The organism is Bosea sp. 124 (genome assembly GCF_003046175.1).
Lineage (GTDB): Bacteria > Pseudomonadota > Alphaproteobacteria > Rhizobiales > Beijerinckiaceae > Allobosea.
This window is the reverse complement of the sequence record NZ_PZZM01000001.1, coordinates 5,188,722-5,211,718: the sequence shown is the minus strand read 5'-3', so window position 1 is coordinate 5,211,718 and position 22,997 is coordinate 5,188,722. Positions and strand designations below refer to the sequence as shown.

At 68.1% G+C, this 22,997-nt stretch carries 21 protein-coding genes; 4 read left to right on the top strand and 17 right to left on the bottom strand.

What is annotated here, in order from left to right; translation table 11 throughout:
- Nucleotides 1-221: 221 nt before the first annotated feature.
- Nucleotides 222-1,142 carry an SMP-30/gluconolactonase/LRE family protein gene (locus tag C8D03_RS24665; RefSeq protein WP_108050561.1) on the top strand — a complete coding sequence of 307 codons (921 nt, stop codon included), beginning with the start codon at nt 222-224 and terminating at the stop codon, nt 1,140-1,142.
- 139 nt (nt 1,143-1,281) lie between these two features.
- Here the strand turns inward: C8D03_RS24665 and C8D03_RS24660 are convergent, their stop codons facing one another.
- The 15 genes from C8D03_RS24660 to C8D03_RS24590 all read right to left on the bottom strand — a co-directional run bounded on the left by C8D03_RS24660 (nt 1,282) and on the right by C8D03_RS24590 (nt 16,440).
- Entirely contained in the window at nt 1,282-1,512 is a 231-nt protein-coding gene (locus C8D03_RS24660; protein ID WP_108050559.1) for a hypothetical protein, read from the bottom strand.
- 4 nt (nt 1,513-1,516) lie between these two features.
- Nucleotides 1,517-2,038 (bottom strand): DUF934 domain-containing protein, encoded by a 522-nt coding sequence (locus C8D03_RS24655; protein ID WP_108050557.1) that lies wholly within the window; start codon nt 2,036-2,038, stop codon nt 1,517-1,519.
- Complete coding sequence (locus C8D03_RS24650) at nt 2,025-3,695, bottom strand: nitrite/sulfite reductase (protein ID WP_108050555.1); 1,671 nt, start codon at nt 3,693-3,695, stop codon at nt 2,025-2,027. Before C8D03_RS24650 ends, C8D03_RS24655 begins: the two co-directional genes overlap by 14 nt.
- Nucleotides 3,696-3,698: 3 nt before the next feature.
- Nucleotides 3,699-4,055: a DUF2849 domain-containing protein gene (locus C8D03_RS24645; RefSeq protein ID WP_108050553.1), complete on the bottom strand. Its 357-nt coding sequence runs from the start codon at nt 4,053-4,055 to the stop codon at nt 3,699-3,701.
- A gap of 265 nt (nt 4,056-4,320) precedes the next feature.
- Nucleotides 4,321-5,367 (bottom strand): sulfate/molybdate ABC transporter ATP-binding protein, encoded by a 1,047-nt coding sequence (locus C8D03_RS24640; protein ID WP_248308613.1) that lies wholly within the window; start codon nt 5,365-5,367, stop codon nt 4,321-4,323.
- A 16-nt stretch (nt 5,368-5,383) separates the two neighbouring features.
- Nucleotides 5,384-6,289, bottom strand: a complete 906-nt coding sequence (cysW, locus tag C8D03_RS24635; protein ID WP_108051969.1) for a sulfate ABC transporter permease subunit CysW — start codon at nt 6,287-6,289, stop codon at nt 5,384-5,386.
- Complete coding sequence (gene cysT, locus C8D03_RS24630) at nt 6,282-7,145, bottom strand: sulfate ABC transporter permease subunit CysT (protein WP_108050548.1); 864 nt, start codon at nt 7,143-7,145, stop codon at nt 6,282-6,284. Before cysT ends, cysW begins: the two co-directional genes overlap by 8 nt.
- A 3-nt stretch (nt 7,146-7,148) precedes the next feature.
- Nucleotides 7,149-8,186, bottom strand: a complete 1,038-nt coding sequence (locus C8D03_RS24625; RefSeq protein WP_108051968.1) for a sulfate ABC transporter substrate-binding protein — start codon at nt 8,184-8,186, stop codon at nt 7,149-7,151.
- A gap of 215 nt (nt 8,187-8,401) precedes the next feature.
- Nucleotides 8,402-10,057: a sulfate adenylyltransferase subunit 1 gene (locus C8D03_RS24620; RefSeq protein ID WP_108050546.1), complete on the bottom strand. Its 1,656-nt coding sequence runs from the start codon at nt 10,055-10,057 to the stop codon at nt 8,402-8,404.
- Entirely contained in the window at nt 10,057-10,959 is a 903-nt protein-coding gene (cysD, locus tag C8D03_RS24615; RefSeq protein ID WP_108050544.1) for a sulfate adenylyltransferase subunit CysD, read from the bottom strand. The genes C8D03_RS24620 and cysD overlap by 1 nt, the downstream gene beginning before the upstream one ends.
- Nucleotides 10,956-11,732: a phosphoadenylyl-sulfate reductase gene (locus C8D03_RS24610; protein ID WP_108050542.1), complete on the bottom strand. Its 777-nt coding sequence runs from the start codon at nt 11,730-11,732 to the stop codon at nt 10,956-10,958. The genes cysD and C8D03_RS24610 overlap by 4 nt, the downstream gene beginning before the upstream one ends.
- A 326-nt stretch (nt 11,733-12,058) precedes the next feature.
- The gene (locus tag C8D03_RS24605) at nt 12,059-12,748 is read right to left on the bottom strand and encodes an aspartate/glutamate racemase family protein (RefSeq protein ID WP_108050540.1); all 690 of its coding nucleotides are present in this window, start codon (nt 12,746-12,748) and stop codon (nt 12,059-12,061) included.
- A gap of 15 nt (nt 12,749-12,763) precedes the next feature.
- Entirely contained in the window at nt 12,764-13,696 is a 933-nt protein-coding gene (locus tag C8D03_RS24600) for a 3-hydroxyacyl-CoA dehydrogenase NAD-binding domain-containing protein (RefSeq protein ID WP_108050538.1), read from the bottom strand.
- Nucleotides 13,697-13,715: 19 nt separating this feature from the next.
- Complete coding sequence (locus tag C8D03_RS24595; protein ID WP_108050536.1) at nt 13,716-14,690, bottom strand: Bug family tripartite tricarboxylate transporter substrate binding protein; 975 nt, start codon at nt 14,688-14,690, stop codon at nt 13,716-13,718.
- A 76-nt stretch (nt 14,691-14,766) separates the two neighbouring features.
- A complete protein-coding gene (locus C8D03_RS24590; RefSeq protein ID WP_465246485.1) occupies nt 14,767-16,440 on the bottom strand; it encodes an IlvD/Edd family dehydratase in 1,674 nt (557 codons plus the stop codon).
- Nucleotides 16,441-16,571: 131 nt separating this feature from the next.
- Between C8D03_RS24590 and C8D03_RS24585 the strand changes: the two genes are divergently transcribed.
- Together C8D03_RS24585 and C8D03_RS24580 are read left to right on the top strand one after the other, a co-directional pair.
- On the top strand, nt 16,572-17,291 hold the full coding sequence (locus tag C8D03_RS24585; protein WP_248308611.1) for a GntR family transcriptional regulator: 720 nt from the start codon (nt 16,572-16,574) through the stop codon (nt 17,289-17,291).
- Between the two features lie 463 nt (nt 17,292-17,754).
- On the top strand, nt 17,755-19,707 hold the full coding sequence (locus tag C8D03_RS24580; RefSeq protein ID WP_181301225.1) for a heavy metal translocating P-type ATPase: 1,953 nt from the start codon (nt 17,755-17,757) through the stop codon (nt 19,705-19,707).
- 18 nt (nt 19,708-19,725) lie between these two features.
- Here the strand turns inward: C8D03_RS24580 and C8D03_RS24575 are convergent, their stop codons facing one another.
- Both C8D03_RS24575 and C8D03_RS24570 read right to left on the bottom strand, forming a co-directional pair.
- A complete protein-coding gene (locus C8D03_RS24575) occupies nt 19,726-20,448 on the bottom strand; it encodes an endonuclease/exonuclease/phosphatase family protein (protein WP_210203959.1) in 723 nt (240 codons plus the stop codon).
- 94 nt (nt 20,449-20,542) lie between these two features.
- Nucleotides 20,543-21,970, bottom strand: a complete 1,428-nt coding sequence (locus tag C8D03_RS24570; RefSeq protein WP_108050528.1) for a phospholipase D-like domain-containing protein — start codon at nt 21,968-21,970, stop codon at nt 20,543-20,545.
- A gap of 397 nt (nt 21,971-22,367) precedes the next feature.
- Between C8D03_RS24570 and C8D03_RS24565 the strand changes: the two genes are divergently transcribed.
- Nucleotides 22,368-22,979 (top strand): hypothetical protein, encoded by a 612-nt coding sequence (locus C8D03_RS24565; RefSeq protein WP_108050526.1) that lies wholly within the window; start codon nt 22,368-22,370, stop codon nt 22,977-22,979.
- Nucleotides 22,980-22,997: the final 18 nt, after the last annotated feature.

Genomic DNA, 22,997 nt, shown 5'->3' with positions numbered 1-22,997 from the left:
CCGGGGAATCGCGAAAGCCTGCCGGATATCCGATGGACGTTGCGGCAGGAGCCCCCTAACAATCCTGGTCGAACCGTCGATGCTGCCAAGCAGCCAGGGGCCGCAGAGTCCCGGTGTCGATGGTCGCGCCCATATTCCAGCCCATTTTGCCAGGACCTGGGGCGACGCGGCCTTCGCCGCGGACGGGCCTGCCATGGAAACGACCAAGGAGAAGCCTGCCCATGACTCAGCACCGTGTTCTCGCCTCGGGATTGCAGTTTCCCGAAGGCCCGATCGCCTGCGCCGATGGCTCGATCCTGCTCGTCGAGATCGAGCGCAAGACCATCACACGGGTTATGCCCGGCGGAGCGGTCGAGATCGTCGCCCAGCTCGATGGCGGGCCGAACGGGCTGGCACTCGGGCCCGATGGCGCGCTCTACATCTGCAACAATGGCGGCTTCCTGTTCCAGAAGGTGTCGGGCTTCAACCGCACGAAGCCGGGCGTGCCGGAAGGTTATGCCGGCGGCCGCATCGAGCGGCTCGACCTGAAGACGGGCCAGCTCAGCGTGCTCTACACGCGCTGCGGCGACCATCCGCTCTGCGGCCCCAACGACATCGTCTTCGATGCCCATGGCGGCTTCTATTTCACCGATATGGGCAAGATGTATCCGCGCATGCGGATGAATGGCGGGCTCTATTACGGGTTGGCCGACGGTTCGCGCATCGTCGAGATCGCCTATCCGATGACCATGCCCAACGGCATCGGCCTCTCGCCGGACGGCGCGACGCTCTATGCTGCCGAGACCGAGACCGGGCGGCTCTGGGCGTTCGATCTGGAGGCTCCGGGCGTGGTCAGGCGCGCCCCGTTCCCGTCACCGCATGGTGGCAGGATCCTGCTCACGCTGCCGGGCTATCAGCGCTTCGACAGCCTTGCCGTATCCGAAAGCGGCAACATCTGCATCGCGACGCTGATCTCCGGCTGCATCACCGTGGTCAGCCCGCAGGGCGGGGTGCTGCGGCAGGTCCCGACCGGCGATCCAATTACCACCAATATCTGCTTCGGCGGCCCCGACCGGAAGACCGCCTGGATGACCCTGTCGGGCACCGGACAGCTCATCGAAATGCCTTGGCCGGAGCCAGGCCTGAAGCTGGTCGGCGGCTAGACGGCAGGACGATTTCAGGTGGAATCATAAGCTGGTCCACCCGGAGCCTGAATCGATCTCTCATCGAAAGCACGGAGGATGATGGCGGCCGCGAACGGGTTGCCGCTTCGGCATCCTGCTCCAGGCTGCCGGGCGCGCCTCAGCGCGGCGTCGTCTGAGGCGCCGGCCCGCGCGCATCGACGCCGGGGCGCGGCATGAAGAACCAGCCGCAGAGCAGCGCCACGACCAGCAGCCGGAGGCCGAGTTCGAGCCAGCGCTCACGCGGGCTGCGCGGCAGGAAATCCGCGATCACGCGCGGCGAGGTGTCCTCGTCCCAACCCGTCGTCCTGCCCATCTCGGTTGCCTCCCCGTCCTTGGCGCCCTGGCTCATCGGGTCAGGTGGCCGCGCTGCCGGCTGCGGCGCGCGCGATCCGGCGGCGGTCCAGGATGTTGCCCTCGCGGCGATAGCCGCGCTGATAGGTCTGGCTCAGCCGGCCCCGCGCCTGCTGCCATTGCAGCACGCTCTGCCGCGCCGCGCTGCCCTCGGGCAGTTCGATCTCGTCGAAGCCGCAGGCCAGCGCATAGTCGAACTGGTCGGGGATCAGCGGGCCGGAGGCGCGCAGCACGCCCGCATAGCCGGCGCGCCGGATAGCCTTCGCCAGACTGAAGCCACGGCCATCCGCGAAGGCCGGAAAGGCGATGGCGACGAGCGACAACCTCTTCAGGAAGGGTTCGAGCGCCGAAGCCGGAAGCGCGTTGGAAAGCAGAACGCCGACCTGCTGACCCGGTGCGAGCTGGGAGAGGGCATCGGGCAGCGCCTCGAAACTGACCAGCGCCTGCGACAGGTTGCCGATCGCGGCCCCCTCCGTGCGGGTCCAGCCGTCCTCGACGGCGCCGTTGCGATCAAGCAGCAGCATCGGTCAGCTCCCTGAAGGCAGCCTTGAACGGCACGAGCCCGACACGTCTCACCGTCTCGATGAAGCGCTCACCGTCTTGCCGCTCGCTCTCATAGACGCCGACGATCGCTTCGATCGCGTCGGGCACCTCCTCGGCCGGCAGGCCGGGGCCAAGGATCTCGCCGATCGCCGCATTTTCGGTCGCGTCGCCGCCGATCGTGATCTGATAGGATTCGATGCCGCGCTTTTCGAGGCCGAGAATGCCGATATGGCCGACATGATGATGGCCGCAGGCATTGATGCAGCCGGAAATCTTGATGTTGAGCTCGCCGATCCCGGCCTGGCGCTGCGCATCGGCGAAGCGGTGGGCGATCGCCTGCGCGATCGGGATCGAGCGCGCCGTGGCGAGCGCGCAGTAGTCGAGCCCGGGGCAGGCGATGATGTCGGTGATCAGCCCGAGATTGGCGGTGGCGAGTTCGGCGGGGACGAGCGCCTGCCAGATCGCGAAGAGATCGTCTTTGCGGACATGCGGCAGGACGAGGTTCTGAGCATGGGTGACGCGCAACTCGTCGAAGGAGTAGCGCTCGGCGAGATCGGCGACGAGCCTCATCTGCGCGGAGGTTGCATCGCCCGGCGCCAGCCCGACCGGCTTCAGCGAAATCGTGACGGCGGTATAGCCGACGACGCGATGCTGGGTGAGGTTGGTGTCGACCCAGCGGGCGAAATCCGGGTTCGCAGCCCGGGCGACGGAAAGCGCCGCGCTGTCTTGCGACAACACCTCATAGGCGGGCGGCGTGAAGTAGCTCGCGATGCGGGCGAGTTCCTCGGGATCCGCATTGACCGAGGGGCCGTCGAGCAGGGCGAATTCGGCCTCGACCCTGCGGCGGAACTCCTCCGTCCCGATCTCGTGGACGAGGATCTTGACCCGCGCCTTGTATTTGTTGTCGCGCCGGCCTTCGAGATTATAGACCCGCATCACCGCCTCGAGATAGGCGAGCAGGTCGGCCTTAGGCAGGAAGTCGCGCACGACCTTGCCGATCATCGGGGTGCGCCCGAGCCCGCCGCCGACGCTGATCTCGTAGCCGGCCTCGCCGCTCTGGGGATGCTTCAGGATCCGGATTCCGATGTCGTGCGCCTTGATCACGGCGCGGTCGTGCTGCGCGCCGGTGACGGCGATCTTGAACTTGCGCGGCAGGTAGCTGAATTCGGGATGGGCGCTCGACCATTGCCGGATCAGTTCGCAGACCGGGCGCGGATCCTCGAGCTCGTCGGCGGCGACGCCGGCGAAATGGTCGGCCGTGACGTTGCGGATGCAGTTCCCCGAGGTCTGGATGCAATGCATCTCGACATCGGCGAGCAGGTCCAGGATCGCCGGCACGTCGCGCAGCTTCGGCCAGTTGAACTGTAGGTTCTGGCGCGTGGTGAAATGGCCGTAGCCGCGGTCGTAGCGCTCTCCGATCACGGCAAGCTGCCGGAGCTGGCGCGCGGACAGCGTGCCGTAGGGCACGGCGATGCGCAGCATATAGGCGTGGAGCTGGAGGTAGACGCCGTTCTTCAGGCGCAGCGGCTTGAACTCGTCCTCGGTGAGGGAGCCGTCCAGCCGCCGGGCGACCTGGTCGCGAAACTGCGTGACCCGGTCGCGCACGAAACGCTCGTCGAACTCGTCATAGCGATACATCGGTCACGCGCTCCGGCGACGGGCGATGCCTTCGCCGGCCTGCTTGCCCAGATCGGGGCGGTTGCTCGGTCCGAGCGTCTTGAAACGCTCGCGGAAATGCCGCGGCACGGGGCCGCCCGCAGCCAGCTCGACATCGACGAGATAGGCGTCGACGACATGCTGGGCTGCCAGTTCGGCAGCCGCGAAGCCTTCGAGGCGAAGCGCCGCGACGTCGTCGGCCGCGACCAGCGCGAGTCCGGGATCGCGCGTCCAGCCGATGACACCGTCGGACTCGGTCGTGGCGAAGACGACGTCGCCATCGAGCAGGTCGTTGGCGAGCAGGATCGCGGGCAGGGGCGGGCGTTTGGCGGCGACAGACATTACAAGGCGCCGAGCCGGCCCGCGAGGCGGCTTCGCTCCCGGGCCGGGCCCTGTCTGTCGATGAGGTGCAGCATAGCCGAGCCGTCGCTCCCGTTCTGTATTCCGAACGAAATCTAGGCGAATGCGGTTGCTGCTTCAATTCACATCAGGTGGATGTTTTTTTCAAATTATCCAAAGAAAGAAGTGAATTAAACTCCGCGCCCGGCCTGTGCAGTGCCGGTCTGCGCGCCGGAACGCCCGCACACCGCGCCGCCACGCCCGATTGTCAGGCCGTCGCGAAAGCCGTTGCGTGGGTGATCTTGACCCGGACCCGCTCGCCGATCGCGGGCGCGACCTGGCTCGTCAGGTCGAGATCGAGCCGCTTCGCCAGCCCGGCGACGGCGATCTCGGCGCGCCGGAGCGCGCCGGTCCGGCGCACCTGCTCGACCACGCCGGGGATGGAGAGTGGCGCCTCGTCGACGATCTTGAGGTGATGCGGGCGGACATAGAGCGCCGCGGGACCGCCCTGGTTCTGCGTCAGCCCGCCCAGCACCGGCCTGTCGTCGAGGAAGGCCTGGCTGCCGACGATCTTGACGGGCAGGCGGTTGGCCTCGCCGAGGAATTCACAGACGAAGGGCGTCGCCGGATGGTCGTAGACATCGTCCGGAGTGCCGACCTGTTCCAGCCGCCCCTCATGCAGGATCGCGACCCGGTCGGCCAGTTCGAGCGCCTCCTCCTGGTCATGGGTCACGAACACGGTGGTATGGCCCGTCCGGCTGTGCAGGTCGCGCAGCCAGGCGCGCAGATCCTTGCGGATCTTGGCGTCGAGCGCGCCGAACGGCTCGTCGAGCAGCAGGACCTGTGGCTCGATGGCGAGCGCGCGCGCCAGCGCGACGCGCTGGCGCTGGCCGCCGGAAAGCTGGCTCGGGTAGCGTCGCTCCAGATTCGGCAACTGAACGAGTTCGAGCAAGGCCTTGACCCTGCGGGTGATTTCGGCCCGCTCCGGCCGCTCCGCACGGGGGCGGGAGCGCAGCCCGAAGGCGATGTTCTCGGCCACTGTCATGGTCTTGAACAGCGCATAGTGCTGGAACACGAAGCCGATCCGTCGGTCGCGCAGCGACAGGTCGCGCGTATCGACATCGCCGAAGAGCACGCGCCCGGCATCCGCCTGTTCGAGGCCCGCGATCAGGCGCAGCAGCGTCGTCTTGCCGGAACCGGACGGCCCGAGCAAGGCGACGAGTTCGCCGGGCTGGATGTCGAGCGAGACGTTCCGGAGCGCGGGGAACGCCAGGAACCGCTTGTCGATGGCTTCGATCGTGACGGCGACGGACATGGGGGCGTTCCCGCGATCAGTGGCGGCGCGAGGCGGCGATCGCGTCGCCATAGCGCCATTCCAGAAGGGATTTGAGGGCGAGGGTGACGAGCGCGAGCCCGGCCAGCAGGGAGGCGACGGCAAAGGCGGCCGCGCTCATATATTCGTTGTAGAGGATCTCGACATGCAGCGGCATGGTGTTGGTCAGGCCGCGGATCTTGCCCGAGACGACCGCGACGGCGCCGAATTCCCCCATCGCCCGGGCGTTGCAGAGCAGTACGCCGTAGAACAGGCTCCATTTCACATTGGGCAGCGTGATCGTGAGGAAGACGCGCCAGGGCGAGGCGCCGAGCGTCAGCGCCGCCTCCTCGTCGGACGAGCCGAGCGCCTGCATATGTGGAATCAGCTCGCGCGCCACGAAGGGGAAGGTGACGAAGACGGTGGCGAGCACGAGGCCCGGCAGCGCGAAGATGATCTCGATGCCGTTCGCCTTGAGGAACGGGCCGAGATAGCCCTGCGCGCCGAAGAGCAGGACATAGACCAGCCCCGAGATCACCGGCGACACCGAGAAGGGCAGGTCGATCAGGCTGATCAGCAGGCTTTTGCCGCGAAACTCGAACTTGGCGATGGCCCAGGCGGCACTGATGCCGACCACGACGTTGAACGGCACCGCGATGGCGGCGACCAGCAAGGTCAGGCGGATCGCGGCGACGGCGTCCGGCTCTGTGACGGCGTCGCGATAGGCCGCCCAGCCGCGCGCGCCGGCCTCGACGAAAACCGAGATCAGCGGCAGCAGCAGGAACAGCAGCAGGAAGGCGAGCGAGACAACGATCAGCAGGATCTGCACGGTACGGCTCTCGCCGCCGACACGGCGCGCGGTGCGCGGCTTCGCAGCCGGCGCCGGCAGGGTCGCATCGCGGCGGGGCAGGGCGGCGTCAGACATCGCCGAGCTTTCGCCGGGCACGCGCCTGGATCAGGTTCACCAGCAAGATGAGCGCAAACGACATCATCAGCATGAGGGTCGCGATGACGGCTGCGCCCGCATAGTCGAACTGTTCGAGCTTGATCACGATCAGCAGCGGCGCGATCTCCGACAGCATCGGCACGTTGCCGGCAATGAAGATGACCGAGCCATATTCGCCGACGGCCCGCGCGAAGGCGAGCACGAAGCCGGTCAGCAGCGCCGGCAGGACGGGCGGCAGCACGACGCGGAAGATCGTCCGCAGGCGGCTGGCGCCGAGCAGGGCAGCAGCCTCCTCGATATCGCCCTGCGATTCCTCGAGAACGGGCTGCACCATCCGCACCACGAAGGGCAGGCCGATGAAGATCAGCGCGACCATCACGCCGAGCGGCGTATAGGCGACCTTGATATCGAACGGGGCCAGAAGACTGCCGACCCAGCCATTGGGCGCATAGATCGCCGCGAGTGCGATGCCGGCGACGGCGGTTGGCAGCGCGAAGGGCAGGTCCACGGCGGCATCGACCAGCCGCCGGCCGGGGAACTCGTAGCGCACCAGCACCCAGGCCAGCATCAGGCCGAAGACGGCGTTGACCGAGGCGGCGAAGAGCGCGCCGAGGAACGAAAGGCGCAGCGCCGCCAGCGTGCGCGGCGAGGTGGCGATCGCCCAGATCTCGGCGGGGCCTGCGCTGGCAGCCTTGACGAACAGGGCCGCGAGCGGGATCAGCACGACCAGCGACAGCGCGGCGAGCGTGATGCCGAGCGAGAGGCCGAGGCCCGGCAGCACGCTCGGCTGACGCCAGCCCCAGGAGGTCGCGCGCGAGGTCGCGCTCGCTGTCATCGCTCAGCGCGCCGGCTTGTAGAGCTGGTCGAAGGTGCCGCCATCGCCGAAATGGGTCGGCTGTGCCTTGGCCCAACCGCCGAAGACGGCGTCGATGGTGACGAGGTCGACCTTCGGGAAATTGGCGATGTCCTTCGGAGCGGCGGCTTCCGGATTGCGCGGCCGGTAGAAGTTCTTGGCGATGATCGCCTGGCCCTTGGGCGAATAGAGGAATTCGAGATAGGCTTGGGCCTCGGCGCGCGTACCCTTGGCGTCGACATTGGCGTCGACGATCGTCACCGGCGGCTCGGCCAGGATCGAGAGGCTGGGCACCACGATGTCGAATTTGTCGGCACCGAACTCCTTCAGCGCCAGGAACGCCTCGTTCTCCCAGGACAGGAAGACGTCGCCGATGCCGCGCTGGGTGAAGGTGGTGGTGGCACCGCGCGCGCCGGTGTCGAGCACCGGGACATTGGCGAGCAGCTTGCCGATATACTCCCGGATCCTGGTCTCGTCCTTGTTGAAGGCCTTTTCGGCATAGGCCCAGGCGGCGAGATAGTTCCAGCGGGCGCCGCCGGAGGTCTTCGGGTTGGGGGTGATGATCTGCACGCCGGGTTTCACCAGGTCACCCCAGTCCTTGATCGCCTTCGGATTGCCCTTGCGGACGAGGAACACGATCGTCGAGGTGTAGGGTGAGGAATTCTGCGGCAGGCGGGTCTGCCAGTTCTCCGGCAGTTTCTTCGAGCGGGTTGCGACCGCGTCGATGTCGCCGGCGAGCGCCAGCGTCAGCACATCGGCGTTCAGGCCGTCGATGACGGTGCGCGCCTGCGCGCCGGAGCCGCCATGCGACTGACGGATCGTGGTGATCTTCTTCGCGTTCCTGGCGTTCCATTCGGCGATGAAGGCGGCGTTGATCTCGCGGTAGAGTTCGCGCGTCGGATCGTAGGAGACGTTCAGCAGTTCCGTCTGGGCGCGAGCCCCGGCCACGACGCCGAAGCACAGCGAGAAGGCTCCCAGTGCGAACCCGGCCTGAAGCAGGCGGCGGAAGAGGGGGCGAGTCATCATGCTCTCCGTTGTTACCAACAAGCCCGGCTGAAGGATCGGGCGTTCTTTTTACAGAACAAAGCGTATGCTGCGGCGGAGTGTCGGACAACAGTCTGGGGCAGCACTGTGTTTCAAAGTTGGTCGGTTCAGGAGAAGGGCATGCTGGGGCAGCCCCCGGTTTCAGAAAGCTGGTTTTTCTCCCCCGGACCGAACGAATCCGGCCTCGCAGACCGTCAGATCCCGTCTCCGAGAACATTCTCCGATGCCGGTTGGATCCGGCTCTGGCGTCGTCGCCACAGGGCGTGCGCGCAGGCCCATCCCGTACCCAGCAGCAGCGGGCGCAGCAGGAGGTCGGCCACGGCCACAAGCAACGCCATCGACGGGCTGCCGGTCAAGCCATGAACGAGGCCGCCGGCGAGAAGACTGGCAGCCACGTTGCCGCAGGCTGCGCCGTTTAACTCGGCCCGGACGAGCGAGCCCGAGTGTCCGATCCGGTCGCGGAGCGCTGCGAGCAGGGCCGCCGCAGCACCGGGCCGTTGGCTGCCGGCTCGTGCCGGGGCGGGCGCGTCCGCGTTGACGAAGCCGAACGCGACCGTCTCATGGCTGATACGGTCGACGAGGATGAAGCCGCCGAGCTCCGCGCTTGCCGAGAAGGGTAGGGCTCCGATCGGCCTGTCGAGCTCGATCGTGACGGAGCCGATGTCGTTCATCGCCAGCGCCGCCGCTGGCACCTCCGCGAAGCGCGTCACGTCGATGCTGTGATGCAGGGCGCTGACGACCGCGCCGGCTTGCGTGCTCGCGAGCTTCAGGCGGTAGAGGCCGCCGGGCGCGAGCGGCGTTTCGGCGGTCCAGAGCAGGCGCGCGTTCAGGCTGCGCCGCACCGCAGGTCTCGGTCCTGCGCCGACGATCAGATCGCCGCGGGAGATGTCGACCTCGTCGGTGAGGGTTACGGTGAGGGCCTGGCCGGCGGAGGCGTGCCCCGCCTCTCCGCCGGGTGTCAGGATGCGCGCGATGCGGCTTGTGCGACCCGAGGGCAGGACGGTGATCTCGTCGCCCGTCCTCAGATGGCCAAGCGCGAGATTGCCGCAATAGCCCCGGAACTCCGAGTGGGGCCGGTTGACCCATTGCACCGGCAGGACGGCGCCCTGCTCGGCGTCGCGTCCGGCATCGATCGAGACCGTCTCCAGAAGCGCAAGCAGGGCCGCGCCCTCATACCAGCCCATGGCAGCCGACGGACTGGTGACATTGTCGCCATCGCGTGCCGAGATCGGGATGAAACTGATCTGCGCGAAGCCGAGCCCGGCGGTGGCGCGCCGGTATTCGTCGCAGATGCGTTCGAAGACGGCCCGGTCGTAGCCGACCAGATCCATCTTGTTGACCGCCACTACGACATGGCGGACGCCGACGAGCGAGATGATGAAGGAGTGCCGCAGCGTCTGCTTCAGCAGGCCGAGCCGTGCATCGACCAGGATGACGGCGAGATCGGCGGTCGAGGCACCCGTTGCCATGTTGCGGGTGTACTGCTCGTGGCCGGGCGTATCGGCGACGATGAAGGCGCGCTGCGGCGTCGAGAAATAGCGATAGGCCACATCGATGGTGATGCCCTGCTCGCGCTCGGCCGAGAGGCCATCGACGAGTAGCGCGAAATCGACCTTGTCGCCCTGCGTGCCGAATTTGCGGGAATCCCGCTGCAGCGTGCCGAGCTGGTCGTCGAAGACCGCGCCGGTCTCGAACAGGATGCGGCCGATCAGCGTCGACTTGCCGTCATCGACCGAACCGCAGGTGATGAAGCGCAGCAGCGAGCGCGGCTGAAGCCCGTCGTCATTGGCCGGGCCGTCTCCCGGCAGCGACGCCTCGCCGGCGCGCTGTCGGGCAGGAAGCGAACTCATCAGAAATAGCCTTCCTGCTTCTTCTGCTCCATCGAGCCCGTGCCGTCATGGTCGATGATCCGGCCCTGCCGCTCCGAACTCTGCGAGGCGCGCATTTCGGCGATGATGTCGGTGAGGCTGGTGGCGTCGCTCTCGAACGCGCCGGTCAGCGGATAGCAGCCGAGCGTACGGAAGCGGACCATGCCGGTCTCGACGACTTCGCCCGGCAGCAGCGGCAGGCGCTCGTCGTCGCGCATGATCCAGGCGTCGCCGCGACGCAGGACCGGCCGCGGCGCGGCGAAATAGAGCGGCACGACCGGGATGCTCTCGAGCGCGATGTAGTCCCAGACGTCGCGCTCGGTCCAGTTCGAGAGCGGGAAGACGCGGAAGCTTTCGCCCGGTCTCTTGGCGGTGTTGAACAGCGACCAGGGTTCGGGCCGCTGGTTCTTCGGGTCCCAGCGGTGATCGGCGCTGCGCAGGGAGAAGACGCGCTCCTTGGCGCGGGTCTTCTCCTCGTCGCGCCGCGCGCCGCCGAAGGCGGCGTCGAAGCCGTATCGGTCGAGCGCCTGCTTCAACCCCTGCGTCTTCATCACATCGGTATGGATGCGGGAGCCGGAGGCGATCGGATTGATCCCGGCCTTCACCCCGTCCTGGTTGATGTGGACGATGAGCTCCAGCCCGAGCCTGCGCGCGGTCTCATCGCGGAAGGCGATCATCTCGCGGAACTTCCAGGTCGTGTCGACATGCAGGAGCGGGAAGGGCGGCTTGCCGGGGTGGAACGCCTTCATCGCCAGATGCAGCAGCACCGCCGAATCCTTGCCGATCGAGTAGAGCAGCACCGGATTGTCGCAGGTCGCGGCGACCTCGCGCAGGATGAAGATTGCCTCGGCTTCGAGGCGCTGGAGATGGCTGAGGGCGATCATGGCGCAGCCGCCGACGCTGCTGCGCGAACGAGGCGCCCGTCGCTGCCGACATGCAGCCCGCATTCCTTCGCCGCATCCTGCTCCCACCACCAGCGGCCCGCGCGCTCCGGCTCGCCGGGGGCGATCGCGCGTGTACAGGGCGCGCAGCCGATCGAGACGAAGCCGCGCGCGTGCAGCGGGTTCAGCGGCACCTCAAGCCGGCGGGCGAAATCCAATGCCTGCTCGCGCGACCAGTCGTAGAGCGGGCTGATCTTGAGGAGACCGCGCTCTGTATCCTGCTGCAGGAAGGAGGTGTCGGCACGCGCCTGCGACTGGTCGGCCCGCAGGCCGGTGATCCAGCCCGCTGCGCCCCGCAGCGCGCGCTCCAGAGGAACGAGCTTGCGCACGGCGCAGCAGCGCCTGCGCGTCTCTGGCGATATGCGGAAGCCGTTGATGCCCTGCTGCAGCACGAGCCGCTCGATATCGGCGGCCTCCGGCGCATAGCCGCGAATGGAGATGCCGTAGCGATCTTCGGTCAGCGCCCACAGATCATGGACCTCGGGAAACAGCCGGCCGGTATCCAGCGTCGCGAAAACGATCTCCCTGGCCAGTCCAGCCGATGCGATCCAGTGCGTCAGCACCTGGTCCTCGAGCCCGAAACTCGTGGTGAACACGATGGTCCCCGCACAGCGCGCGCGCGCCGTCATCAGGCGGGTGCCGACATCGTGCTCATCGATCCGGTTCGCTGAAACAGCGCCTTGATCGGACGGGATCGCCTTTGGATTTGTTCTCATGGCTGACCGAACGCGCAGACCCGGCGGCCACGATGGAAGCCGCGCCACCGTCGGGCATGTCTGCCGCAACGGAGGACTGCCGGATGTCGTCGGGAGCCGTTCTTTTAAAGGAATTTTCGTTCGTCAGACTCTTCCGGGCGCCGCCAATGGTCAAGAGTGCGCTTTTCCGAAGATCGCCCCCTCCCGAGGGAAATCATCTCGCTTTCGGGGGCGGCGGCGATGCAATCGTCGCCTGCGCACGGATCGGCAATCGACCACCGTCACCGGGGCTGGGCGGCTGCCTTCACGGGCATGGCGCCGCTCCGCTCTCCGTCGCCGCCTGGCGATCAGGGAGCGGCTGTGTCCAGCGCGCGCTTCAGGCCGCGGATCGCGGCTTCCGGCGTCGTCACGACGCGCAGGCCGGTCGCGGCCTCGATCGCGGGCTTGGCGCGGGCAAGCGAGAACTGGCCAAGGATCAGCGTGTCGATCCCGCCAAGACGCGCAACCTCTGCCGCCACGAGGCGGTCATGCATCTCGCCGTCCCCCGCCTTCAGCGCTGCGAGCGCGCCATCGACCACGATGCCGGCGACATCGACCGGCTTGCCGGCCATCTCGTTCAACTCCTGCGTCAGCGAGGGCAGGGACGGGGCGAAGGTCACGACGAGGCCGATGCGGCCGCCCAGCGCTAGTGCTTCCGCGAAAGCGGATTCGTTGGGGCGCAGTACCGGGATCGGCAGGTCGCGCTTGACCGCATCGATCGCCGGGCCGAAGGCCGAGCAGGTGAAGAGGATCGCTTTCGCCGGTCCGGCGGTGCCTTCTGTCGCAACCGCGTAGCGCCCCAGCGTCAGGAAGCGCTCGGTCATCGCCGCGTCGAGGCTGCCGCGCGCGGCGAGATCGGTCGCGAGCGAGGTATCGAGCAGGTCGAAGGCCTTTGCCTGCGGCCAATGCGCGGAGAAGGCTGCCCGCGCCGGCAGCACCGATTCCTCAAGCGCATGAATGAGCGCGATCCGTGGGGCCGCTTCGGTCGTGTCGGTCATTGGTTGGATGCCTTGTCAGTCGCTGACGAGTGTGCGGGCCTTCAAAAGAGCGAGCAGGCCTTCGTCTCGGCGCTCTTCCAGCTCGGCGATCGAGCGCCCCGCCGCTTCCTCCGCGACACCGGCGACGATCTTTGCCTGGACCTCCGCGTCGAGGGACGGGTTGCCGAGCGATTGCCAGCGCCGCACCTGGCTCGGGCCGAGATGGGCGAGGTAGCCGGCGATGCCGCCTTCGCCGCCACCGAGATGATAGGTCATGTGCGGACCCATCAGGGCCCAGCGCAGGCCGGGGCCGTTGCACAGGGCCGCATCGATGTCGGCGACGCTCGCCACGCCCTGTTCGACGAGATGCACCGCCTCGCGATAGAGCGCCGAGGCCAGCCGGTTGGCGATATGGCCGGGCATCTCGCGGTTGAGCACGACCGGGCGCCGCCCGAGCGAGCGATAGAAATCGGCCGCCCGCGCCACCACATCGGCATCGGCCCCGACGATCTCGACCAGCGGCACGAGATGCGGCGGGTTGAACGGATGCGCCACGACGATCCGCTCCGGCCGCGCGCAATCGGCGACGATGGCGCTGCGGACCAGCGCCGAGGTCGAGCTGGCGATGATCGCGTCGGCCGGAAGCAGGGCGTCGATTTCGGCGAGGAGCTTGCGCTTCACCGCCTCGTTCTCGGGCCCGTTCTCCTGGACGAAACCTGCCCCCGCCAGCGCGGTGGCGAGATCGCTCGAGAAGGAGACGGCGCCGGCCCCGGTCAAACCGAGTTCCGTCAGCTGCGTCCGCGCTCGCTCGACATGGGCGAGGAAGCGCGCCTCGGCCTCGGGATTGGGATCATAGGCGAAGACCGCGACACCATGCGCGCTGGCAAGCGCCGCCCAACTGGCGCCGATCATGCCGGCGCCCACAATGGCGAGCTTCTGGATGGCGAGATGCTGGACGGTGTCGCTCATGAGCAGCTTTCCGGCGCCGTCACTCGGCCTTGATGCCGGCCGCCTTGATCAGTTCGCCCCATTTCGCGATCTCGCTGTCGATCCGTGCCGAAGCTTCGGCGGGTGTGCTCGGCTTCGGGACGACGCCCTGCAGCGTGAACGCCTCCTTGAGCTTCGGGCTCTGCAGAGCCTTATTCAGCTCGGCGTTGAGCTTGTCCAGAATCGGCTGCGGCGTGCCGGCCGGAGCGAGCAGGCCGAACCAGGACGACACCTCGAAGCCGGCCAGGCCCTGCGAGATCGCGGTCGGCGTCTCGGGCATGAAGGGCGAGGTTTCCGTCCCGGTGGTCGCGATCGCCCGGAGCGAACCCGCCTTCACATGCTGGAGCACGGCAGGGATGGTGTCGAACATGATCTTGACCTGTCCCGCGACCATGTCGGTCATCGCCGGGCCTGAGCCGCGATAAGGCACGACAGGCATCTTGGTGCCGGCCTTGATGTTGAACAGCTCACCCGACAGGTGCTGGGGCGAACCCTGTCCGGACGACGCGTAGGAATAGGCATCCGGGCTCGCCTTGATCTGCGCGATCAGCTCGGGGACCGTCTTGGCGGTGACGGATGGATGCACGACGAGGGCAAGCCCGACATTGCCGGCCAGCCCGATCGGCAACAGGTCCTTCTTGAGGTCGAAGCCGGGTTTCGCCTGCAGGCCCATATTGATCGAATGGCTGGTCAGCGCACCCAGCAGCAGGGTGTAGCCGTCCGGCTGGGCGCGCGCGGCGGCTGCCGCCCCGACGCTGCCGCCGGCACCGGCGCGATTCTCGACCACGACGCGCTGGCCGAGGCTGTTCGACATTTCCTCGGCGACGACGCGGCCGATGATGTCCGTCGCGCCGCCGGGCGCATAGGGCACGACCAGCGTGATCGGCTTCTGCGGATAGGCCTGGGCGAAGGCGGCGGTGGGCAGGGCCAGCGAAAGGCCGGCGAGCGCGCCGATGAGGTGGCGACGGTCGAGCATGGGAAATCCTCCAAAGGGGGCCGCGCGGACGGGTTGGTTCCAGTCTCGCTGATGAAGCTTGGGCCGGGCTGGCCGATCAGCAGAAGTCGAAGTCGCAGCCCTCGTCGGCCTGCAGGACGGTGGTGAGATAGAGATGGCGATAGCCGCGCGAGGCTTCCGCCAGATGCGCCGGCGGCTGCCATTCGGCCTTGCGCCGTTCCAGCTCGGCATCGTCGACGAGCAAGGCGATCTCGCGCGCCTCGACATCGAGGCGGATCATGTCGCCGTTCCGGACGAGCCCGAGCGGGCCGCCGACGGCCGATTCCGGCGTGATGTGCAGCACGATCGTGCCGAAGGCGGTGCCGCTCATCCGGGCATCGGAGATGCGGACCATGTCCTTGACGCCGGCCTGCGCCAGCTTCTTCGGGATCGGGATGTAGCCGGCTTCCGGCATGCCGGGCGCACCCTTTGGGCCGGCATTGGTCAGCACGAGCACGTCGTCCGCCTTCACGTCGAGCTCGGGATCGTCCATGCGCCGCACCATGTCCTCGACCGAGGCGAAGACCACCGCCCGGCCGGTATGCGTCAGCAGGGCGGGCGAGGCGGCCGAGTGCTTGATGACGGCGCCGCCGGGCGCCAGGTTGCCGCGCAGCACCGCCATGCCGCCGGTCGGCTTCACCGGGCTCGCGGCCGTGCGGATGATGCTCTGGTTGGGAACGTCCTCGGCCGCATCGGCGATCTCGCCGATGGTGCGGCCATCGATCGTCGGGGCCGAGCGGTCGAGATGGTCGCCGAGCTCCTTCATCAGCTTGGGCACGCCACCGGCCCAGTGGAAATGCTCCATGTAATGGTCGCCGGAGGGCTTCAGGTCGATCAGCACCGGCACCTTGCGGCCGATCGCGTCGAACTCCTCCAGATTGATCGTCAGCCCGGCGCGGCGCGCGATCGCCGCCAGATGTACGAGGCCGTTGGTCGAGCCGCCGATCGCCTGCAGCACGGTCAGCGCATTGCGGAAAGCGGTCTCGGTCAGGAGTTCGCTCGGCTTCGGCCCGCCCTGGGCGAGCCGCACGGCCTCGCGCCCGCTCGCCTCGGCGGCGCGGATGCGGTCGGCATGTGTGGCGGGGATCGTGCCCGAGCCCGGGAGCGCGATGCCGAGCGCCTCGACGAGGCAGCCCATGGTGCTCGCCGTGCCCATCACCATGCAGGTCCCCTGCGTCGGCGCAAGGCGGCCGCTCAGAACCTCGATCTCGGCCTCGTCGATCTGGCCGGCGCGATGCTGGCCCCAGAGTCGGCGGCAATCGGTGCAGGCGCCCAGCACCTCGCCCTTGTGGTGGCCGACGAGCATCGGCCCGGTGATGAGCTGGATCGCCGGAACATCGGCGCTGACGGCACCCATGAGCTGGGCTGGAACGGTCTTGTCGCAGCCGCCGATCAGCACGACGGAGTCGCAGGGCTGCGCCCGGATCATCTCCTCGGTGTCGATCGCCATCAGGTTGCGCAGGAACATCGAGGTCGGGTTGGCGAAGGATTCATGGATGGAGATCGTCGGGAATTCCATCGGCAGCCCGCCCGCAAGCATGACGCCGCGCTTCACCGCCTCGATCAACCGGGGCACATTGCCGTGGCAGGGGTTGAAGTCGCTGAAGGTGTTGGTGATGCCGATGATCGGCCGGTCGAGCGCATCGTCGGAGAAGCCGGCGGCCTTGATGAAGGCCTTGCGCAGGAACAGGGAGAATCCGGGGTCGCCATAGGTCGCGAGATTGCGGCGCATGCCGCGCGCCGCTGGCTTCGCGGATGGGGTATCGTTGTCGGACGTGCTCATGGCGCCAGTAACCTCTCGGCGCTAGGATTATGTCCGTTGCCAGGATTGTCAACAATTATGTCGAAGGATTATAAACTGGCATGCCCATGACGACCGGCAAGGCCCAGACTGCCCTCAAGGCCCAGACCACCGAGCGTGTCCGCAGCGTCGCCGCCATGCTGGAAGAGGAGATCGTCCTCGGCTGGCTTCTGCCGCGCGAGCGGCTGGTCGAGGAGGAGCTGGCCGAGCGCCTCGCCGTGAAGCGCCATGTCGTGCGCGAGGCGCTGGCCGATCTGGAGCGGGTCGGGCTGGTCGACCGCATTCCGAACCGGGGCGCCGTCGTCAAGCTGCTCGACCCCGTCGAGGTCAGGCAGATCTATTCGGTGCGGGAGGTGCTGGAGACGCTCGCCGCCGAGCAGATCCCGCTGCCGGTGGCGCCTGCCGTCCTCGATCGGTTGCGCGCCCTTCAGCGGCAGCATGCCACGGCAGTCGAAGCCGCCGATGCGCGCGCGGCCTTTCGCGCCAACATGCAATTTCACGAGACGCTGTTTCGCGCCTGCGGCAACCCCCATCTCGTCGAGCTGATCCAGGGGCTCGCGCAGAAGGTCCATGGCGCACGCTCGATCACGGCGGCGAGCCCGGAGCACCTGCAACTCGCCCGCGACGAGCATGCGGCGATGGTCGAGGCGCTCCAGCTTGGCGACCGCGACCGCCTGGTCGCGCTCTGCCGCCAGCATCTCGGGCCGTCGCGCGACGCCTATATCGCTGCGGTCGAGGCGCGCTTTGCCCGGCAGGCTGCAGCCGCCTCATCCAGGCCCTAGCGGCCGCGGACCGGGCCAATCCGCGCGGACATCGCCGAAGGCCAGATCGCGCGCGACCGCGGCCGGGTGCGCCGTCCTGCCCGCCTTCTTAGCCCCGAGCCGGATGGGCGACGTGGTCGAACATCGCGTTGAAGTGGAATTCGTGGGTTAAGGCCGGGCGCCGGCGCCGGTCGGTTGCATGGCGGCGCGGGCTGACCGCCCTGCGCGCGATGTCGACAGGCAAATGCACGATGGCTGTGGTGCGGCGCCGGGCAGATGTCGCACTTTGCGGCCTCGTCGTCCGGGCGGGGCCATGTTGCAGGGCCTTGATCCGCCGCAAGGCGGGGCATGGTCCCGCAGCGTAGGCGTGCAGGGATCGCGCACAGGCCTGCGCGGTCCGGCTACAAGCGAATGTCGGCGTGCCGGAGCCGCATGGAAGAGATCGGGCCTCCGCCGCCCGATCCGGGACCACGGGGAGAACACCATGAGCGGAATGGATTCGTCGGTGCCGTCCGCGCGTCGGGGCGGGCCCGACGGTCGCGCGCCCGCCGCGCGGGACGATGTGCATCAGCACGCCCCGTTCGAACCCTGGGCCGTCCTGCGGATCGCGGTTGCGGCGCTGGGGGCGGCGCTGGTGTGGTTTCGCGTCTACGAGCCCGTCCCTCGGATCAGCGTCGTCGGCCTGCTGGCGCTCGGCTTCGCCGTCTGGCCGGTGCTCCGGGAGGGCGTCGCCAATCTGCTGGCGCGGCGCATGACCATGGAACTCTCCATGCTCATCGCCATCGTCGCGGCGGCTGCGATCGCCGAGATCTTCACCGCCCTCGTCGTCACCCTGTTCGTCCTCGTCGCGGAGGAGCTGGAGCATCTGACGATTGCCCGCGGGCGCCGTGCGATCGGCGATCTCGTCAGCTTCATTCCGCGCGAGGCGCGCATCCGCCGCCATGGCGAGACCGTCATGGCCCCGGTCGACGCGGTCGTCATCGGCGATGTCGTGCTGGTCAATCCCGGCGAGAAGCTGCCGGTCGACGGCGTCGTCCTGGCCGGCCATTCCTCCGTCGACCAGTCCCGCATCACCGGAGAATCGATGCCGGTCGAGACGGTGGTGGGCGGCACGGTCTATGCCGGGTCGATCAATCACATGGGCGCGCTCGAGATCAGCGTCGAGCGCGTCGGCCGCGACACCAGCTACGGGCAGATCATCGAGGCGGTCGAGGCAGCCGAGCACAGCCGCGCCCCCGTCCAGAAACTGGCGGACCGGCTCGCGGGCTATCTGGTCTATTTCACGGCGCTCGCGGCGGCGCTCACCTGGCTGATCACCCGCGATATCCGTGACACGATCTCGGTGATCATCGTCGCCGGTGCCTGCGGGATCGCGGCGGGCACGCCGATCGCCATCCTCGGCGGCATCGGCCGCGCCGCGCGCCTCGGCGCCATCATCAAGGGCGGCATCCATCTCGAAACGCTGGGGCGCATCGACACGATCGTCCTCGACAAGACCGGGACGCTGACCCTCGGCCGGCCGGGCGTCGAGCAGATCGCGGCGGCGCCGGGCGTGGATCCGCTCGAACTGCTGCGCCTGACCGCCGCGGCCGAGCTTCGCTCCGAGCATCCGCTGGCGCGCGCCGTCGTCGAGGAGGCGAGGGCGCGGGGCCTGACGGTTCCGGAGCCGACGGCCTTCGATTACACGGTCGCGCGCGGCATCACCGCCAAGGTCGAGGGCCGGACCGTCCTGGTCGGTAATCGCAGTTTGCTCGCCGACGCCGGCATCGAGACGCCCATGCGCGACCACGCGATCATCGGCTCGGATATCGTCGTCGCCGCTGATGGCCGCTTTCTCGGCGAGATCATCGTGGCCGATGCACTGCGTCCCGAAGCGAAGGCGGCGATGGCGGCGCTGGCCGGGATCGGCGTCAGGACGATGCTGTTCTCGGGCGACACGGCCACGGTCGCTGCAAGCGTCGGCCGCGAACTCGGGATCGCGGAGGCCGTCGGCGAGATGCTGCCCCAGGACAAGCTGGCGAGGGTGCGCGCACTGGTGGCGGAGCGGCGGGTCGTCGGCATGGTCGGCGACGGCGTCAACGATGCGCCGGCTCTGACCGCAGCCAGCCTCGGCATCGCCATGGGCGCCGGCACCGACATCGCGAAGGACAGCGCCGACATCATCCTGATCGGCAACGACCTGCTGAAGCTGGTCGAGACCCTGCGCATCGCAAGGCGGACCAGGGCGGTGATCTGGCAGAACTTCGCCGGGACGCTGATCGTCGATGCCGTCGGCATCGTCCTCGCCGCGACCGGGCACCTGAACCCGGTCTTCGCGGCCTTTATCCACGTCGGCTCCGAGCTGCTCTTCCTCGGCAATTCGGCTCGCATGCTGCCGCGGGGCGAAGACGCGAGCGAGCGGGTCGCGGCGCAACCCACGACCGAGGGCGCCGCGTAACAGGTCGCAGGAAGTGCCTCAGGCGGCGCTCTCGAGGCCCAGTTGCCAGCGCGAGATGTCGATGCGGGCGGTCAGCGGCAGATGGTCCGATGCCTTGCGCGCCAGCGGCGTGTCATGCACGGCGAGTTCGGAGATCAGCCCGTCCGGCCAGGCCAGGATGCGGTCCAGCGGCAGCATCGGGCGGCGCGACGGGAAACTGGGCGGGTGTCTCATGTCGGCGAAGTGGGGCACCAGCACGTCGAGCGCCGATCTGCGGTTGCGCCGCCACTCGTTGAAGTCGCCGAGCAGGATGGTCGGCATCGGCGTGAGTTCGAGAAAGGCGTGCAGCAGCGCCGTCGCCTGATCGATGCGCGACCGGCGCAGCAGGCCGAGATGGGCGGCGATCACGCGAAACCTGCCCTCGCCGAGATCGAGTTCGGCGACGACGGCGCCGCGCGGCTCGATCCCCGGCAGCTTGAGGCGGAAGCGCCGGTAGGATTGCGGCTCGCCGCGCACGAGCAGAGCATTGCCGTGCCAGCCATGGCCATCCACGACATCCGACTGCACGAGCAGGTGCAGCCCGGTCTCGCGCAGGATGGCGGCGGGATCGAGCAGCCCGATCCGCTGGCCGAAGCGGCGGTCGACCTCCTGAAGCGCCACCATATCGGCGCCGATCTCGGCCAGGACGGCGACGGTCCGGTCAGGCCTGACACGCCGGTCCGTGCCGCGGCATTTGTGGATGTTGTAGGATGCGACCTTCACCGGACCTCGCTTGTCGACATCAAAGATAGGGCAGGAATTCGGAGATGGGCGGGAATTCACGGGTAGAACGGCAATCCACAGACAACGCAGGAATTCACAAATAAGGCATGAGCAGCCGGGCGGCTGCATCTCGAATTTTCACGATGGGCCAGCGCGAATCGATCTCGTCCAGCGTGACGGCCGTGCTCCGCTTGGCATCGATGATGCCGTTGAGGCGTTTGGCCAGTTCAGGGTCGTAGAACTCCATGGTGATCTCGAAGTTCAGGCGCAGGCTCCGCGCATCCCAGTTCGCGCTGCCGATCAGGCTCCAGGCTTCGTCGACGGTTGCCAGCTTCGAATGGTCGAAGGGCGCAGGCGAGCGCCAGACATGGCAGCCGACCTTGAGCAGCGGCCGGATATGCGCCTGCATCGCCCATCCCACCAGGCGATGGTTGTTGCGGGCGGGGATGACGACATGCACCTCGACGCCCCGCAGCGCGGCGAGCTGGAGCGCCGTGATGACCTGTTCGTCGGGCAGGAAATAAGGCGTCGCGATCCGCAGCGACGACGAGGCCGCGTTGATCGCGGAGAGAAGCGCCAGCATCAGCTGGTCGACGCTCTGGTCCGGCCCCGACGAGATCGCCCGCGCCGGCGCGGTTCCTTTCCGATGCGTCGCCGGAAACCACAGCGGCCCTTCCAGCGTCTCGGCGGTCGAGAAGGCCCAGTCGTCCTGGAAGCTCTCCATCACCTGCCTCACCACCGGCCCCTCGATCAGGAAGTGGATGTCGCGCACCGGCTCGCGCGGCCGTGTCGCCAGCAGGTTCTCCCCGCCGATGTTGAGCCCGCCGAGAAAGGCCATCTCGCCGTCGATCACGAGGATCTTCTTGTGTAGCCGGAGATCGAGCAGCGGCATCTTCCAGGGCAGCAGCGAGTGCAGGTAGCGGGCGGCGGGGACCCCCTCGCCACGCAACCTGTGGAAAGCGCGCGAGAACAGGAAGCCGCCGCCGAATCCGTCGATGAGGACGCGCACCGCGACGCCGCGACGATGGGCGCGGGCGAGCGCCTCGACGAAGCGCAGGCCGGGCTCGTCGGTCCGGAAGATGAAGGTCGAGAGCGCGACGCTGGATCTGGCCGCGTCGATCGCCGCCAGCATCCGCGGATAGGCCTCGTCCCCGCAGTCGAGCACGGCCGCGACAGCGCCGGGTTCCGTCGCCGACCGGGTGATCCGGCCGACGGCCATCTGCAGGCTGCCGGCCGGCCCCTCTGGCATGGTGCCGGCCCGAGCCGCAACGCCGCCGCCCGCATCCACGCCGCGCAGGCGCCGTGCCCGACGCTTCACGCGATTGATGCCGAACCCGAAATAGAGGATCGCCCCGAAGAACGGCGAGAGCCAGGCCAGGCCGATCCAGCCGATGGCGGCCGGAACGTCGCGTTTGCGGAAAAGCGCATGGATCGTCACCAAGCCTGCGCTGCCGACATGGAGGGCCGTCAGCAGCAGGGCTCCGCGATCGGCAAGGCTCGTGATCAGCGCGGCGGAATCCATGCAGTTCCGGATACTATGAAGCGCGGCGCTTTGACATCCGGAAAGGCGCAGCCAAGCGATCCGCCTCGATCGGTCGCGCCTCCATCGGTCCTGGCACGCCCGCGCAGCCGCTTGACCCTGCCGCCGGCGCCGTCCCAGATGCCGCAATGCCGGTTGTGGCGGCAGGCCCTCGACCGGAGGGGCTGCTTTTTTGGCCGGCTCTCGCCCACGACGCCACGCCCGATCCTCCAGCCCAGTCCGGACCTGCGTTCGTGCCGCTCGCATCGCGTCCTTCGATGCGCCGGCCCGACGCGCCTGCTCGCCGCCGCACAGAAGGACGCCCCATGCCAAGCCCGTTCGAGGCCGCTCTCCTCGCGCCATCCAGCCGATCCCGCGTTGCCGGCGGAGCGATCGCGCCATGACCGTCCGCATGGAGGAGATCGCCAGCGAGATCGTGCGTCTGCAGGGCGAGCTCGATCGCGAGATCGAGGCGCGCCGCAAGGTGTTGGGTTGGGAGGTCAGGAAGAGGATCGTCGCTTTCGAGAAGGGCATTGCCATCGAGCATCGCCGCCTGCGCCTCGGCGTCGCGACATTCCTGGGCCGGTCCGGCCTGCTGACGATCGTCACCGCGCCGGTGATCTATTCGCTGATCATCCCGATCGCCCTGCTCGATGCTTGGGCGAGCCTGTACCAGGCGGTGTGCTTTCGGGCCTATGGCATCGCGCGCGTCCGCCGCGACGCCTACATCACCCTCGACAGGCGCCATCTGAAGTACCTGAACTGGATCGAGGCGCTGAACTGCCTGTATTGCAGCTATGCCAACGGCGTCTTCGGCTATCTCCGCGAGATCGGCGTCCGCACCGAGCAGTACTGGTGCCCGATCAAGCATGCCCTGCGCATCAGCGATCCGCATCGGCGCTATCACGAGTTTCTCGAATATGGCGATGCCGAAGGCTACCGCGCCCGGCTCGGTGCCTTCCGGGACGCCCTCAAGGCCGAGCCGTCGACGGAGGCGGCCCGGCTCGATTGATCCCGCGTCTGCGGCGAG